We start from the raw sequence: 15,838 nt of genomic DNA on the forward strand, positions 1-15,838 counted from the left end.
CTTCCTTTAGTTTGAACTTAATGTTAGAGTAATCCAACCAGTTTGACCAGTTAATTTTGAAGTGTCAATTTCCTTATTATCAATTTTCACTGACACTCCTTTAACAACACCCAATGTTATGGTTACTGGAGATCCTTTAGAAATGGTTGTTTTAGCTATTTTATTATTAGGTTCAAGAGTCACTCCTCCTGCTAAATCAGTATCCGAAACACTAATCCAGCTTGTTGCATCTGTAACAGATAATTGAAGCTCCGCAGAATCTTTAGATGTCTTATATTCCACTGATAAAGCATCTCCCTGACCTGAAACAGTCAAAGTAGTTGCCTCGCTCGAACTTGATGAACTAGTAGCTTGACTACTACTTGATGCTACACTACTAGAGCTACTTGTTGAACTCACAACACTATAAGTTGCTGCAGAAGACGCAGTTGGTTGGGTTTGAATATAATTCCACACATAGTAGGTTACAAAAATTAAAATTGATAAAGAAAAAAGAACAAAGTAAAATAGCGGGAGAAATGAATTTTTCTTTCGATTAGACCGTCTACGTCCTGAAAGTTCAATCTCATCTACATCAACTTCTTCATAAGTAATCATACTTCCCGAATCATAGGCATCTAGAACGATATTTTCATCTAATTCAACAGCCCAAGCATACTTTCTCAAAAATGAACGAGCATAAAAAGTACTCGGTAGTTTGTCAAAATCATCTGACTCCATTGCCTCCAACAAATCCAGCTGAATATCTGTCTTTCTGTGCAATTCTTCTAAGCTCAGTCCTTGGTTAATTCTTGCAAGACGTAAGACCTCACCAATTGTTTTTTTTCTCATACTTAACATTCCTTCTTTCTAGTGTATTTTCTAGCGATTATATCGGGAAAATTGTACAATCAACCATATCGCTATTATCTATCAAATCATGTCCTGCTTCTAGAACATCTTCTAAAGTAATTTCCTGCAAAAGTTTAGGAAGGTCAAACAGGGTCAAGCCTGTCTCAGTTGGGTGATACTGAGTGGCAATGTATTCTAGGGAATCCATACTATGAAGAAATTCTCCATACATCTCAGTTTTTACAATATCCAAGTGATCCTCAGTTACATCTTCATCTTTCATAAAATTGCGAATAGCTTTACGAAATTGATGAGAAAGTGCCACAGGTTCCTTTGTATCCATTGTTAATATCACAAAATGGAAACGAGGATCAACTTCTATTTCTAGAGACAGGGAAGCATCCAGTTTACCTGTCTCATATAATTTTTGAAATCTTTGTGAAGTCCAACCAAACATCATTGTAAACAACAATTTCAATAAAAGATGATAACGATACTGATCTAGATTTCCAATATCTTTATTTCCTCTAATACCAATCGCTAATTTTGGAGAAGCCACGTCCATCCGTATACTTTCAGTAGTCTTTACAGGATGTAAAGGTATTTTTTCTCTCTTAAACTCATGTTTTTTTTCTTGAGGATGAGATTTCTTAGCAAAATAATCTTCAAGCAGTTCAAAATCAAAATTCCCCACTAAAAAGATATTACTATTGACAGGTATGTAAAACTCTTTAAAGTTCTCTTCTAAATCCTCCAAACAAATAGTATCAATAGAGTTTTCACTGCCAACAATATCTGAAGCTAAAGGACTTTCTGGATAGAGATTTGCGAGAGTATTGAAAAATAGACAAGAATCCGGATCATCCTGATACATTTCTCTTTCCTGCTGAATGATGTCCTTTTCGCGCTCCACTGATTCTTCAGTCATATTGAAAGTAGTGACAAGTTCTTCAAGCAAATCTAAGCACTCTAGAACATTTTCAGAAGTCGAGAAAAGATAGCTAGTATTTGTAAAGCTCGTAAAGGCATTACTTTCAGCCCCTAGCTCTGTAAAAGCTGCCATAACATCTCCAGAATCTTCTCTTTCAAAAAGCTTATGCTCTAAGAAATGAGCGATCCCTTGAGGATATTGTTGCAAGCCCTTATCATCTACTGTAAACCTTGTGTCAATAGAACCGACTTGGACACTCACAACTCCATAAACCTCGTTAAAATCCTTTTTAGGTAGTAAAGTAACTGTCAAACCATTTTCTAATCTAGTTTGATACAAAGTTTCTTTTACAGCAGGATAATATTTCTTTTGAAAAGTAGGTCTGGTCATTCTGCTCCTTCCATAAAATAAATAGCCTGCAACTTAAAACTATTTGCTGCTTCACAAATGGCTTCTCTATCAATTTGTTCAAGCTTATCGATTAAAGTTTTTGTATCAAGATTCGCTTTCCCAAAAAAAGTTGACAGATAATATTTATCGACAATAGAATCTTGATTATCCTGAGCTAGTAGTAAGGATCGACGAATCATTTGTTTGGTCTGATCAATTTCCTTATCTGTAAACTTGCCATTTTTTATATCAAGCAACTGATGATTCATCAATTTTCTTACTTTATTTCGATTTTGCCGATCGATTCCAGCAAACAATCGTAAAAATCCACTAAAAAGATCCAAATGACTCGATACAGTATAGGCCAGACCTTCCTTTTCTCGCACTTGGGTAAACAGTTTCGAATGAGGAAAGGCTCCTAAAAGACCATTGACAAGAAGCACTGCCATCTGTGCTTCATCACCGTATGCCACTGAACTATGGTAGCCCATCTCTAAAACAGACTGTCCTAATCTCTTTCTAACAATACCTTCTCTAAGAATATTAGAATAGGGTTGCTGATATTGAATGTTTACAGCTGATTTACGACCTATTAAAGGAAATTTATGTAAAAACTCTAAAACTTCAATTTCATTAAAATCACCCAAGAAGAAAATATCTATTTGGTCTTCTTTTAACATTTTATGATAGCTTGAAAAACATGTTTCTGGAGTCTCTTCTGAAATTCTAGAAATCAAATCTTTAGGAACTAGCTGCATTGATTCTTCTTGGAAAAACAATTGATCTAACTCTTTATGTGCAAAGAAGAATGGGTCTTCCAATTCTGATTCTAGCCTTGATAAGATCTGTTTTTTCTCGATGTCAAAAGCATTTTTCTCAAATCCATCCTCATCCGACAATGGTGTAAACAGAACCTGGTGCAATAATTCTAAAATTTGAGAAGTTAATACGTTTTTCTTACTTAAAAATTCATCACGCACATAGGAAATACTCAAATCCACAAGATGACTTTGTCCTCTTCGATAGGCGTGCGCTGACAAATCAGTTCCATACAAGGTTGCTAAACGTTTTCGAAACAGTTGAGCAGTTGGATAACTTTGGTTGGCAGTTTCAAGCATACTGGCACTTAACATGCGACTTGAAATTGAATCCAAAGACAATGGAGCTGTGAAACGCACAGTAATTTTATTAGTTTTAAATTTTTTTGATTGGATAAAATGCACTGCAATTCCAGGTACTAACTCCATCGCTTACCTCCTTCTACATAGAGTTCTATTATACCATGAAAAGAGAAATTTTTCTTGTTCTCTTTACCCCTTTTAGAATTAAAATCGCTTTCATTTCTAACGAATTTATCTCTGCCATTTCAAGGTAAAATATGGTATAATACCAAAGATTGAGGTGAACTATGGAATACAAATTATTTGAAGAATTTATCACTCTCCAAGCTCTCTTGAAAGAACTTGGTATTATACACAGTGGCGGAGCCATTAAATCCTTTTTAGCTGACCATCTTGTCTACTTTAATGGCGAATTGGAAAATCGTCGTGGGAAAAAAGTAAGAATCGGGGACTCCATCGACATTCCTGATATGAAAATCCAAATCATTCTGACGCAACCGAGCTTAGAAGAACAGGAAGAATATCTCCAAGAAAAACTTGAGAAAGAACGTGTGGCTAAACTTATCAAAGAAATGAATAAGACGGTCAAAAAAAAGCCAACAAAAAAGACCCCGAAAGCTAAAACAAAAAGTGCACCACGTTTCCCAGGTAGATAAGTATGTGGCTAAAAAACTTATCCATCAAGCAATTTAGAAACTATCAGGATACCGAAATTGAATTTAATCCTAAATTAAATGTATTTGTGGGTCGAAATGCTCAAGGAAAAACCAATCTTCTGGAAAGTATTTACTTTTTAGCTTTAACTAGAAGTCATCGGACAAAGACAGACAAGAATTTAATCCGATTTGAAGAAGAGCAGCTTCAAGTTTCTGGAATTCTTCAAAAACGAACGGCTACTGTACCACTTGAGATTGACTTGACCACAAAAGGTCGTATTACTAAGGTCAATCACTTAAAGCAAGCTCGGCTATCTGACTATATTGGACACATGAATGTTGTTCTATTTGCACCCGAAGATTTACAACTTGTCAAAGGAGCACCAGCTATCCGACGTAAGTTTATAGATATGGAACTAGGACAAATCAAACCCATATACTTGTCAGATTTGTCAAGCTACAATCATGTGCTTAAACAAAGAAATACCTACTTAAAGTCAGCAAATCAGATTGACGAAACATTTTTATCTGTTCTAGATGACCAGCTAGTAGACTACGGTTGTCGGGTGATGGTCCACAGAGAAGAATTTATAAAAAAAATGGAATCTTTTGGTCGTAAAAAACACTTTGATATTTCGGACCAATTAGAAGAATTGTCAATTCGTTATCAACCATCTGTAAATTTCACTGACAAGGAAAAACTAGCAGAATCTTTCTATGCAGCACTTCAAAAAAGTAAATCAAGAGATTTATTTAAAAAGAATACTGGAGTTGGTCCTCATCGGGATGATATGATTTTCTTAATCAATGGAATGGACGCAAGCTTTGGAAGTCAAGGACAACATCGTAGCCTTGTTCTTTCTATTAAACTAGCTGAAATCGAATTAATGGAGAGCATTACAAAAGAATCGCCTATACTTTTACTTGACGATGTTATGAGTGAACTTGACAATACTCGTCAACTTAAATTATTAGAAACTATATCTCAAAATATTCAAACCTTTATTACAACAACTAGTTTAGAGCATCTTCAAAACTTACCTGATAATCTCAGTATATTTACTGTAAAGAATGGTCAATTATCTGTAAACTGATATTTACATTGGCGTAAACAATAAAAAATCTCCTGTTTTACAGGAGATTTTTTATTACATTGAGTAGTTTGGTGCTTCATTTGTAATTTGCACATCGTGTGGATGGCTTTCTTTTAGACCGGCACCTGACATTTCGATAAATTGAGCATTGTCATGCAATTCTTTAAGGTTAGCTGCGCCACAGTAACCCATACCAGATCGGATACCACCAATCATTTGGAATACGATATCAGCTGCTGCTCCTTTATATGCAACACGTCCTTCAATTCCTTCTGGAACAAGTTTGTTTGCTTCATTGACTGAGCCTTGGAAGTAACGGTCACTTGAACCCTTCTTCATAGCAGCGATTGAACCCATACCACGGTATGTCTTGAACTTACGTCCTTGGAAGATTTCAGTTTCTCCTGGAGCTTCATCTGTTCCTGCAAACATTGATCCAAGCATAACTGCGTTTCCTCCAGCAGCTAGGGCTTTTACAATATCTCCAGAATACTTGATTCCACCATCAGCGATAATTGTTTTGCCATATTCACGAGCAACTGCTGCTGCATCGTAAATTGCTGTTACCTGGGGAACTCCTACACCAGCAATAACACGAGTTGTACAGATTGAACCTGGGCCAATACCGACTTTAACAACGTCAACACCTGCATCATAAAGGGCACGCGCACCTTCAGCAGTAGCGATGTTCCCAGCAATTAGTGTACGGTCTGGGAAATGAGCACGGATTTCAGCGATTTTACGAAGTACACCCGCTGAGTGTCCATGTGCTGTATCGATGACAATTGCATCTGCTCCCGCTTCAAAAAGTGCTTCAGCACGTTCAAAAGTATCAGAAGTTACACCTACCGCACCAGCAACTAGAAGACGACCGAACTCATCTTTTGCAGCATTTGGAAATTCGATTACTTTTTCAATGTCTTTAATCGTAATCAAGCCAGAAAGTCGACCATCTTCATCAACCAAAGGAAGTTTTTCAATACGGTGTTCCTGAAGAATGCTCTCAGCTGTTTCAAGATCTGTTCCAACAGGAGCAGTAACAAGATTCTCGCTGGTCATATGATTTGAGATTGGTTGATTGTAATCTGAAATAAAACGAAGGTCTCGGTTTGTTAAAATACCAACCAATTTACGATTTTCAAGAGTTTCAACCACTGGAACACCACTGATACGGTAACGTCCCATGAGTTCATCTGCTTCTGCAATTGTATGCTCTGGAGTCAAGAAGAATGGATCAATGATAACACCATTTTCAGAACGTTTTACCTTACGAACTTCATCTGCCTGCTGCTCAATAGACATATTTTTATGGATAACACCAAGACCACCTGCACGCGCAATAGCAATAGCCATTTGGCTTTCTGTTACAGTATCCATGGCTGCTGTAATAATTGGGATATTTAAAGTCAAATTATCTGCCAATTTTGTTGTTAAATCCGCATCATTAGGCAATACATGACTCTCTGCTGGAATAAGCAATACATCATCAAAGGTAAAACCTTTTTTCAAAAATTTAGTGTCCCAATTAGACATTGAAGTTTCCTCTTTTCTTTCTTTTTGAGCTTGACGCTTTTTGTATTGTATCTATCATACCATTCTATGAAAATTTGTCAATTATATTGATAATAGATACTGTAAAAAAACTATCCCTTTAACTTTAAAGAAGAGATAGTTTTAGAGTTCGTATTTTATCTATTAATGAAAGTAATTTAGACCCATTGCTGATTTTACTTCTGATAGCGTTTGGCCAGCAACTTCTCGAGCTTTTTCACTACCTTTTTGAAGCATATTATACACTTCACCCATATCTTTGGCATATTCAAGGCGACGTTCACGGATTGGACCAAGTTCACGTTCTAGGATTTCCAGTAGATAACGTTTAGTCTTTACATCACCTAAACCTCCACGTTGATAATGCTCTTTCATGTCAGCAATTTCTTGAGCATCTTCAGGACGTCCGAAAACATCTAAATAATGGAAAACCATATTTCCTTCAATCTTACCTGGATCCTCGACACGAATGTGATCTGGATCTGTATACATACTCATTACTTTCTTACGCAAAGTATCTGCATCATCTGACAAGTAGATACCATTATTAAGCGATTTAGACATTTTGGCATTTCCATCAAGACCAGGTAAGCGACCTGCTCCTTCATTTTCAGGATAAATTCCTTCCGGTTCTACTAAAACATCACAATTATAGGCATGGTTGAATGAACGTACAATCTCACGCGTTTGTTCAATCATCGGTTTTTGGTCTGTACCTACAGGAACATAGTTAGCCTTAAAAGCTGTGATATCTGCTGCTTGAGCAATTGGATAAACTAAAAATCCAGTTGGAATACTTTCTCCAAATCCTTTCTGAGCAATTTCTGTCTTTACAGTAGGATTACGCTCCAGACGAGCCAAAGACACTAGATTCATGTAATACATAGACAACTCTGCCAATTCTGGAATTTGACTTTGAATGAAAATCGTTGATTTGTTAGGATCCAATCCCACTGCAAGATAGTCCAAAGCAACATTCCCAATAGACTCTACAATAGTTTGTGGATCTTTTGCATGGTCAGTTAAAGCTTGCTGGTCAGCCAAAAAAACAAACATGTCATATTTATCTTCTTGCTGTAATAAGACACGATTTTTTAAGCTACCAACGTAGTGCCCAATATGTAATTTCCCCGTTGGACGATCTCCTGTTAAAATAATGGGTTTATTCATCTTATTCTCCTTTGATATGGTCCTTTCAATTATAGCATTTTTTTGATAAAAAGACAGGTAATTTTTTTTATCAAATAATTACGATTTTAACTCCTTAACTGTAAACTATCTGTAAACATTATTTACAAATAATTGACAGATAAAAATTTGAATATTTGCTGATTTTCTAGTAGAATTAGAGTATTACATATAATAGGAGAAAAAAATTGCTAACAGTATCTGATGTTTCACTACGTTTTAGTGATCGCAAACTTTTTGATGAGGTCAACATCAAATTTACAGAAGGAAACACCTATGGTTTAATTGGTGCTAACGGTGCAGGTAAATCAACATTTTTAAAAATCTTAGCTGGTGATATCGAACCTACAACTGGTCATGTTTCTCTTGGACCTGATGAACGTCTTTCTGTGCTTCGTCAAAATCACTTTGACTATGAGGATGAACGTGTTATTGATGTTGTTATCATGGGTAATGAAAAACTATACAACATCATGAAAGAAAAAGATGCTATCTATATGAAAGCAGACTTTACTGATGAAGATGGAGTTCGTGCAGCTGAGCTTGAAGGAGAATTTGCTGAACTAGGTGGTTGGGAAGCTGAGAGTGAAGCTTCACAACTCTTGCAAAACTTGAATATCCCTGAAGATCTTCATTACCAAAATATGAGTGAACTAGCAAATGGAGATAAAGTGAAAGTTCTCCTTGCTAAAGCCTTGTTTGGTAAACCAGATGTTCTTCTTCTAGACGAGCCAACCAACGGTCTTGATATCCAATCTATTACTTGGTTAGAAGATTTCTTGATTGACTTTGATAACACCGTTATTGTCGTATCCCATGACCGTCACTTCTTAAACAAAGTATGTACTCACATGGCCGACCTTGACTTTGGAAAAATTAAACTCTATGTCGGAAACTACGATTTCTGGAAAGAATCTTCTGAGCTTGCTGCTAAATTGCTAGCAGACCGTAATGCAAAAGCAGAAGAAAAAATTAAGCAACTCCAAGAATTCGTTGCTCGATTCTCTGCTAATGCTTCTAAATCAAGACAAGCAACATCACGTAAGAAAATGCTTGATAAGATTGAACTTGAAGAAATTGTGCCATCTAGTCGTAAATATCCATTTATCAACTTTAAAGCTGAACGAGAAATCGGTAACGATCTCTTGACAGTAGAAAATCTATCTGTCAAGATTGATGGCGAAACTATTCTTGACAACATCAGCTTTATCTTGCGTCCAGGTGACAAGACAGCTCTTATCGGACAAAACGATATCCAAACAACTGCTCTCATCCGTGCTATTATGGGTGATATCGACTATGAAGGAACTGTCAAGTGGGGAGTTACAACTAGTCGTTCTTACTTACCAAAAGACAATTCAGCTGATTTTGCTGGGGGTGAATCTATTCTTGACTGGCTCCGTCAATTCGCAAGTAAAGAAGAAGATGACAATACCTTCTTGCGTGGTTTCCTTGGTCGTATGCTCTTCTCTGGAGATGAGGTTAACAAACCTGTAAATGTCTTGTCAGGTGGAGAAAAAGTGCGCGTGATGCTATCGAAACTCATGCTTTTGAAATCAAATGTTCTAGTACTTGACGATCCTACTAATCACTTAGATTTGGAATCTATTTCAAGTTTGAACGATGGATTGAAAAACTTCAAAGAATCTATCATCTTTGCCAGCCATGACCATGAGTTCATTCAAACATTGGCTAACCACATTATTATCCTATCTAAAAACGGTGTAATCGACCGTATCGATGAAACCTATGATGAATTCTTAGAAAATGCTGAAGTACAAGCAAAAGTCAAAGAACTTTGGAAAGACTAAATAATACTTTAAAACTCAGTTGGATTAACCAACTGAGTTTTCTAACATTCTATGAGGTAACATGAAAACATTTTTCAGAAACTATTGGACCTATCTTATTTCTTTCATCATTCCCCTAGTGATTATGTTCGGAGTCTATCTTTCTCAAGGTATCTACTGGAATAGTGATACTTCACCTTTATTAGGGGATGGATTTCATCAATATGTTATTTTCGATCTTAATCTTCGTAATATTTTACATGGGAGTGATAGTCTATTTTATACTTTTACCAGCGGTCTAGGTCTCAATTTTTATGCCTTGTCCAGTTATTACCTTGGTAGTTTTCTATCTCCTCTTGTTTATTTTTTTGATGTGTCAAGCATGCCAGATGCAGTTTATCTTTCAACCTTGTTGAAATTTGGCTTGATAGGTCTGTCAACCTTTTTTAGCTTGAGTAAACTATTTAAAAATATACCAGCCCCACTTCGATTAGCTCTATCTACCTCATATGCTTTAATGAGCTTTACAGTTAGTCAACTTGAGATTAAAACCTGGTTAGATGTTTTTATTTTAATTCCCTTAATTTTAACTGGTTTACATCTACTCATAACGGAAAAAAAACGTATTCTATACTTTACAAGTTTGTCAATTTTATTTATCCAAAATTACTATTTTGGTTATATGACTGCCCTGTTTTTGGTAGTTTGGTATTTTTGCCAACTTTCCTGGGATTTTAAAAGTCGCAAGTATTCTTTCCTTGATTTTTTCCTAACATCCTTACTCGCTGGTTTAACAAGTTTCATCATGACACTCCCAACCTTGTTTGATTTAAGAACTCATGGTGAAAAATTAACCGCTATTACAAAAATAAAAACAGATGCCAGTTGGTATCTAGATCTGTTTGCTAAACAATTCATTGGTGCTTTCGATACAACTAAATATGGTTCCATCCCAATGATTTTTGTAGGCCTCCTTCCTTTTATCTTAACAATTGTATTCTTTACATTAAAATCAATTAAGTTTCACGTGAAACTATGCTATGCAACTCTACTCATTATCATCATTGCTAGTTTTTATCTAGAAGCCTTAGATCTATTTTGGCAAGGAATGCACGCGCCAAATATGTTTCTTCATCGCTATGCGTGGATTTTCTCTACTCTTTTGATTTATATATCTGCGGAAGTTTTAGATAGATTTAAAGATATCAAATTATGGAATATTTTATTCTCAATAACCTTCCTTTTATTTGGCTATCTGACAACCATTTATTTTAAAAATCATTATTCATTTCTAACTAAATTAAATATACTCTTAACGATTGAGTTCTTAGTGGTATACTTACTATTGTTATTAGCACTTATCCGAAAAATGATTTCTCTAAAAATCTTTTCAATTCTTATTTTGATCTTTACAGTAAGTGAAGTTAGTTTTAATGCTTCATCTCAATTAAATGGAATTACGAAAGAATGGGGATTTGCTTCTCGTAGTACCTATAATAAAGATATTCCAAGTATGGAAGCTATTTTGGAGTATACCAAACAGCAGCCAGATACATTTACACGAACTGAAAAGTTACAAACTCAAACTGGAAACGATAGCATGAAATTTAACTACAATGGCATCTCACAATTTTCATCTGTTCGTAATCGTTCTGCAAGTACAACGTTAGATAAGTTGGGTTTTAAATCTTCAGGTACCAACCTTAATCTTCGTTATGCAAATAATACTATCATTGCAGATAGTTTATTTGGAATCAGCTACAATATTTCTGAAACCTATCCAGATAAATATGGTTTTCATCCAAGCTATCAAAAAGATAATCTAACCCTTTATAAAAATCAATTCGCTCTCCCAATTGCTTTTGCTACACAGTCTCTTTACAAAGATGTCACTTTTAATGACCATACTCTTGATAACCAAACTCAATTTTTAAATCAAATTGCCGGCTTAAATGAAGAGTACTTTTATCCGATAAATCATTATACAGACTCTGATGACAACGTTGTCAATCTAAACAGAACTGATACTGAAGATGCAACTATCAGCTACAGCATTGAAGTACCTGATAATAGTCAGGTTTACCTTTCCATGACCAAGCTAAATTTTTCAAATGATAAGAAAAAGCAAGTTGACATCATTGTCAATGGTGAAAAAAAATCCTTTACCACAGATAATGTTTTTACATTTTTTAATCTTGGATATGCAGAACATAAACAAACTTTTGATATCCAGATTAAGTTCCCAGGAAATGCTCAAGTATCATTTGAATCTCCAACTTTCTATCGCTTAGATACTAAGAAATATACGGATGCTATACGCAAAATAAAAGAAAATCCAGTAGAAGTGAGCTCTTATAAAAATAAAGTCACTGTAAATTATAAGATAAAGAATGAGGCATCGATCTTTTTCACAATTCCTTACGACCGAGGATGGTCTGCTTACCAAAATGGTAAAAAATTACAAATTCAACAGGCACAAACTGGATTTATGAAAATTGATGTTCCTGAAGGTGAAGGAACTATTACCCTTTCCTTTTTACCAAAAGGATTTGTTGGTGGTGCAAGTTGTTCTCTTATTGCTATTATTGTCTTTATTTTTTATGATATTCAAAGAAAAAAATATTCTAGATAAAAAAACTATCGACCGAATTGGTCGATAGTTTTTAGTCCTCTTCAGCTTTTTTAGGTTGATAGGCTAGCATTCCTAAAGCAACAAAAATCATTACTGTAAAGATAAGGAAAATAATCTGACTATGAATATTACCTGTCATAGAAATGGTTTGTCGTAAACCTGAAACTGAATAACTCATAGGTAACCATGGATTAATAGTTTTAAAGAATTGATTCGTCAAAGCTAAAGGATAAGTTCCTGCACTTGATGCTAATTGAAGGAGTAATAAAATTAAAGAGAAGAAGGCGCCTAGGCGAGAATTCCAGGTCGTCAATGCTGTTACCATCGCCATGAAAGCAAGGCTGGTTAAAATGATCAAAGCTAAGGTTTTGAATTCATGTACTGCAGTAAGTCCAATTAAATGTACTCCACCATAAACTAATACTCCTGCCAAACCAGCAATGATACCGTTAATTTCAAAGCGAGACTTAAACCAAGCCCAGCGACTTTCTGGATGGCGCCCAGAAGGCAATTTAGCAAAAATCATATTAGTTGAAATAGCAGCAACAAAAAGAGCAACTGATATCATATACGGAGCCATGGCAATTCCATTAACTGCTACTTGGTCCGTATCAGTTTTTGAAAGACTTAAGGGAGCAGCCAGTAAGTCTGCATTTGTTGGTTCAGTTGAAGCCTGTTGCAATTGCCCCTCAGCCTCTGTCAAACCTTGATTTAATTGACTTGAACCATCACTTAATTTTCCAAGTCCTAATTGTAAAATTTCAGATCCTTGAGCAAGTTGATCTGCTCCACTAGCTATTTTTTCAGAACCATTAGCCAGTTGATTTGCTCCTGAAACTAGCTGGTCTGATTTATCAGCTAATTGTTGAGAACCCGCTTGTAATTGATTAAATCCAGCAGTTAAACCTGATGTTTTATTGTTTACTTGGTTGACACCTGATGCAAGTTTATCAATTCCTGTTGCTAATTCTGGACCATTCGCTGCTAATTTAGCAGTAGCACCTGTCAATGTAGAAGATTTTTCTGTCAACTGATTAGAGCCTTGTAGCAACTTATTGAAACTTCCTGTCAAGTTCGAATTTTTCGAACTCAACTGACTTGCTCCTAAAGCTACTTGGTCTACAGATTTTGTATAGCTGTCAATACCAGATGCAAGAGTTTGACTAGCTGGCAATAACTGACCGTCAATTGCTGTTTGAACCTGTGTTAATCCGCTTGACAAACTTGTCAATGTTGAAGAAGCAGTTGGTAATAATTGACTTGAGTGATTCTTTAATTGAGTTAGACTATCTGTTTGAGTGGTTACATTTTCTAAAGAAGATTGTAACGTTTGAACTGTAGTTAAAATTGTTCGTGCTGACTCACTGGCAGAAGATGATGGATTAGAAACCACAGAAGTTATCTCTGCCTGTTGTTCAGGAGTTAAGCTTTGATAAGCACTCGTAGATTGAATAGCTGATAAAGTAGTTTCTTTTTCAGCTTGATTTGAAGTAATGATGCTTTGTGCTGAATTTGCAATCGTTGATAGACTACTAGAAAGCTGGTTTGTTACTTGTGTTATCTCTCCACTATCTGCTGTTTGAATATTTTGAATATTTTGAATAGCTTGATTAAATTGCTCTAAACTAGTTGCTAATTGTTTAATCTGATCTTTTTGTTGGTTTGCACCATCTAATTGAGTAGAAAGTTCTTGAATACCTTGATTAAGTTGTGTTAATCCTGTACGTAGAGTCTCTGATTTTGTAGAAATCTGATTTGCACCTGATGATAGACTTTGAACTCCATTTGTATAAGTATCAATACCAAGTGAAAATTGATTTAATCCTGAATTGAGTTGAGAAACACCACCTGTATAGGCTTGTGTGCCTGCATCAAGTTGAGTCAATCCTGATACCAGTGCCGGTGTCTGTGAATTCAGTTGGTTTAATCCATTATCAATTTGTGAAATAGCGCTGGTATATTGATTTAAACCAGTATTAAAATTACCAAGACCAAGATTTAACTGATTTACACCAGCTGTATAGGTTCCTAAACCTGTAGATAATTGATCAGCACCATTAGAAAATGTGAGACTCGATTGAGCTAGGGTTTGAAGATTGGTTGTTAAGGTTTGACTCCCATCCGAAAGTTGATTCGAACCATCAGCCAACTGTAAACTTGCATTTGCCGCTTGAGATAAACCAAGTTTTAAATCCCCCATCTTATCAAATAAAGCTTTGGTATAAGATTGAGTAACTTTAGTAGCCACAGTCTGTTTGATTTGTATCATGGCAGAATCACTCATCTTGCTTGCAATAAAACTATGACCACTTGATGTCTGATAGTCAATCGTCATCTGTTCAGGATGATTTGTAAGGATAGAAGAAGCTTTCTCAGAAAGATTACTTGGCAACGTTACAACCATGTAATAATCTCCATCCCGCAGTCCTCTTTCTCCCTCACCTTCATCTACAAAATGAAAATCCAGACTATCACTATCTTTTAAATTAGACACCATGTCTTCACCAATAGTGAGTTTTTCATCGTTATAAGTAGCAGCTTGATCCTTATTAACAATTGCTACAGGTAACTCCGAAAGTTTACCGTATGGATCCCACATTGATGATAAGAAAATGATATTGTAAAGAGCTGGAATTAAGGAAATTCCTATCATGACAATAATAAATGTCGGTTTTTTAAAGATTGCTTTCCATTCTTTAAACATATTGTCTCCTTTTTTAAACTACTTGTCTAAATTTTTGATATAATAGATTATACATAAAAAAAATAAAAAGACAAGATAAAAAATCTATTTTTAAACACATTGTCTAAAAATGTTCATCTGGAGGGAACATGCAAGAGAGTAATAAACGATTAAAAACCAAGCGCATTATCGAAAATGCTATGGTAGAATTATTGATGGAACAACCATTCGATCAGATTACAACTGTTAAATTAGCACAAAAAGCTGGAATTAGCCGCTCCAGTTTCTATACTCATTACAAAGATAAATACGATATGATTGAACATTACCAAAGTAAACTATTTCATACCTTCGAATATATCTTTCAAAAACATGCTAATCACAAACGAGATGCCATTCTAGAAGTATTTGAATACTTAGAATCAGAACCACTTCTAGCAGCTCTTTTATCTGAAAATGGAACCAAGGAAATTCAAAATTTCTTGAGAAATAAACTTCACATCCTACTGAGCACAGACCTTCAAAAACGTTTTATGCAACTCAAACTAAATGAAGTAGAATTAGAATACAGTAGCGTCTACCTAACAAATGCTCTCTTTGGAGTCTGTCAAACCTGGATTGCCCACGGAAAAAAAGAAAGTCCACAAGAAATCACGGACTTTTTAATGAAAATGTTAGGGGATACAAATTAATAAAAAGCTCTATAATAGTTATAGAGAATCAACCCCCTATGGATATTATGGAGCCTATTTTGTTGTTCTTATTAGGCTAATACTAATGCAATACAATTTCCTTAGTTTTATTTTCGGACACAAATCATTATCTATCCGTATGTTAGGTATGCCTCCCCCCTCATTACATCGGACAAAGAATCAAAAAAAGGAACACCAAATTAGTGTTCCTTTCATCCGACTCCGCCAGTAGGACTCGAACCTACGACATCATGATTAACAGTCATGCGCTACTACCAA

11 protein-coding genes are annotated in these 15,838 nt (G+C 35.4%); 5 read left to right on the forward strand and 6 right to left on the reverse strand.

From position 1 onward, the window contains the following. Nucleotides 1–6 precede the first annotated feature (6 nt). Genes rodZ through yfmF form a run of 3 tightly spaced genes read right to left on the reverse strand, consistent with a single transcriptional unit; the run spans nt 7 to nt 3,399 of the window. A complete protein-coding gene (gene rodZ, locus ADM33_RS04220) occupies nt 7–831 on the reverse strand; it encodes a cytoskeleton protein RodZ (protein ID WP_001227968.1) in 825 nt (274 codons plus the stop codon). Nucleotides 832–868: 37 nt separating this feature from the next. Further along, nucleotides 869–2,152, reverse strand: coding sequence for an EF-P 5-aminopentanol modification-associated protein YfmH (gene yfmH, locus ADM33_RS04225; protein ID WP_049503305.1), 1,284 nt, complete (start codon nt 2,150–2,152; stop codon nt 869–871). Then, on the reverse strand, nt 2,149–3,399 hold the full coding sequence (gene yfmF / locus ADM33_RS04230; RefSeq protein ID WP_049503306.1) for an EF-P 5-aminopentanol modification-associated protein YfmF: 1,251 nt from the start codon (nt 3,397–3,399) through the stop codon (nt 2,149–2,151). The genes yfmH and yfmF overlap by 4 nt, the downstream gene beginning before the upstream one ends. Before the next feature lie 161 nt (nt 3,400–3,560). On the opposite strand from yfmF, the gene yaaA reads away from it, so the two are divergent. Beyond that, nucleotides 3,561–3,929 carry a S4 domain-containing protein YaaA gene (gene yaaA, locus ADM33_RS04235; RefSeq protein ID WP_049503307.1) on the forward strand — a complete coding sequence of 123 codons (369 nt, stop codon included), beginning with the start codon at nt 3,561–3,563 and terminating at the stop codon, nt 3,927–3,929. Between the two features lie 2 nt (nt 3,930–3,931). Next, nucleotides 3,932–5,023 (forward strand): DNA replication/repair protein RecF, encoded by a 1,092-nt coding sequence (gene recF / locus ADM33_RS04240; RefSeq protein WP_049503308.1) that lies wholly within the window; start codon nt 3,932–3,934, stop codon nt 5,021–5,023. Between the two features lie 54 nt (nt 5,024–5,077). On the opposite strand, the gene guaB is transcribed toward recF, so the two are convergent. Both guaB and trpS read right to left on the reverse strand, forming a co-directional pair. Continuing rightward, the gene (gene guaB, locus ADM33_RS04245) at nt 5,078–6,556 is read right to left on the reverse strand and encodes an IMP dehydrogenase (RefSeq protein ID WP_016466527.1); all 1,479 of its coding nucleotides are present in this window, start codon (nt 6,554–6,556) and stop codon (nt 5,078–5,080) included. A gap of 162 nt (nt 6,557–6,718) precedes the next feature. Beyond that, the gene (gene trpS, locus ADM33_RS04250; protein WP_001039667.1) at nt 6,719–7,744 is read right to left on the reverse strand and encodes a tryptophan--tRNA ligase; all 1,026 of its coding nucleotides are present in this window, start codon (nt 7,742–7,744) and stop codon (nt 6,719–6,721) included. A gap of 206 nt (nt 7,745–7,950) precedes the next feature. Between trpS and ADM33_RS04255 the strand changes: the two genes are divergently transcribed. Then, nucleotides 7,951–9,573, forward strand: a complete 1,623-nt coding sequence (locus tag ADM33_RS04255; protein WP_049503309.1) for an ATP-binding cassette domain-containing protein — start codon at nt 7,951–7,953, stop codon at nt 9,571–9,573. Between the two features lie 61 nt (nt 9,574–9,634). Beyond that, complete coding sequence (locus ADM33_RS04260; RefSeq protein ID WP_049503310.1) at nt 9,635–12,184, forward strand: YfhO family protein; 2,550 nt, start codon at nt 9,635–9,637, stop codon at nt 12,182–12,184. Nucleotides 12,185–12,215: 31 nt separating this feature from the next. On the opposite strand, the gene ADM33_RS04265 is transcribed toward ADM33_RS04260, so the two are convergent. After that, nucleotides 12,216–14,888: a YhgE/Pip domain-containing protein gene (locus tag ADM33_RS04265; RefSeq protein WP_049503311.1), complete on the reverse strand. Its 2,673-nt coding sequence runs from the start codon at nt 14,886–14,888 to the stop codon at nt 12,216–12,218. 128 nt (nt 14,889–15,016) lie between these two features. On the opposite strand from ADM33_RS04265, the gene ADM33_RS04270 reads away from it, so the two are divergent. Next, nucleotides 15,017–15,559 carry a TetR/AcrR family transcriptional regulator gene (locus ADM33_RS04270; protein WP_001158257.1) on the forward strand — a complete coding sequence of 181 codons (543 nt, stop codon included), beginning with the start codon at nt 15,017–15,019 and terminating at the stop codon, nt 15,557–15,559. Nucleotides 15,560–15,838: the final 279 nt, after the last annotated feature.

Source organism: Streptococcus oralis (genome assembly GCF_001075875.1).
GTDB lineage: Bacteria > Bacillota > Bacilli > Lactobacillales > Streptococcaceae > Streptococcus > Streptococcus oralis_I.

Excerpts from the sequence above, each read along its gene's own strand:
- rodZ (WP_001227968.1), bottom strand. The coding sequence starts at position 831 with ATGAGAAAAAAAACAATTGGTGAGGTCTTACGTCTTGCAAGAATTAAC.
- trpS (WP_001039667.1), bottom strand. The coding sequence starts at position 7,744 with ATGAATAAACCCATTATTTTAACAGGAGATCGTCCAACGGGGAAATTA.
- recF (WP_049503308.1), top strand. The coding sequence starts at position 3,932 with ATGTGGCTAAAAAACTTATCCATCAAGCAATTTAGAAACTATCAGGAT.
- ADM33_RS04265 (WP_049503311.1), bottom strand. The coding sequence starts at position 14,888 with ATGTTTAAAGAATGGAAAGCAATCTTTAAAAAACCGACATTTATTATT.
- yfmF (WP_049503306.1), bottom strand. The coding sequence starts at position 3,399 with ATGGAGTTAGTACCTGGAATTGCAGTGCATTTTATCCAATCAAAAAAA.
- yfmH (WP_049503305.1), bottom strand. The coding sequence starts at position 2,152 with ATGACCAGACCTACTTTTCAAAAGAAATATTATCCTGCTGTAAAAGAA.
- guaB (WP_016466527.1), bottom strand. The coding sequence starts at position 6,556 with ATGTCTAATTGGGACACTAAATTTTTGAAAAAAGGTTTTACCTTTGAT.
- yaaA (WP_049503307.1), top strand. The coding sequence starts at position 3,561 with ATGGAATACAAATTATTTGAAGAATTTATCACTCTCCAAGCTCTCTTG.
- ADM33_RS04270 (WP_001158257.1), top strand. The coding sequence starts at position 15,017 with ATGCAAGAGAGTAATAAACGATTAAAAACCAAGCGCATTATCGAAAAT.
- ADM33_RS04260 (WP_049503310.1), top strand. The coding sequence starts at position 9,635 with ATGAAAACATTTTTCAGAAACTATTGGACCTATCTTATTTCTTTCATC.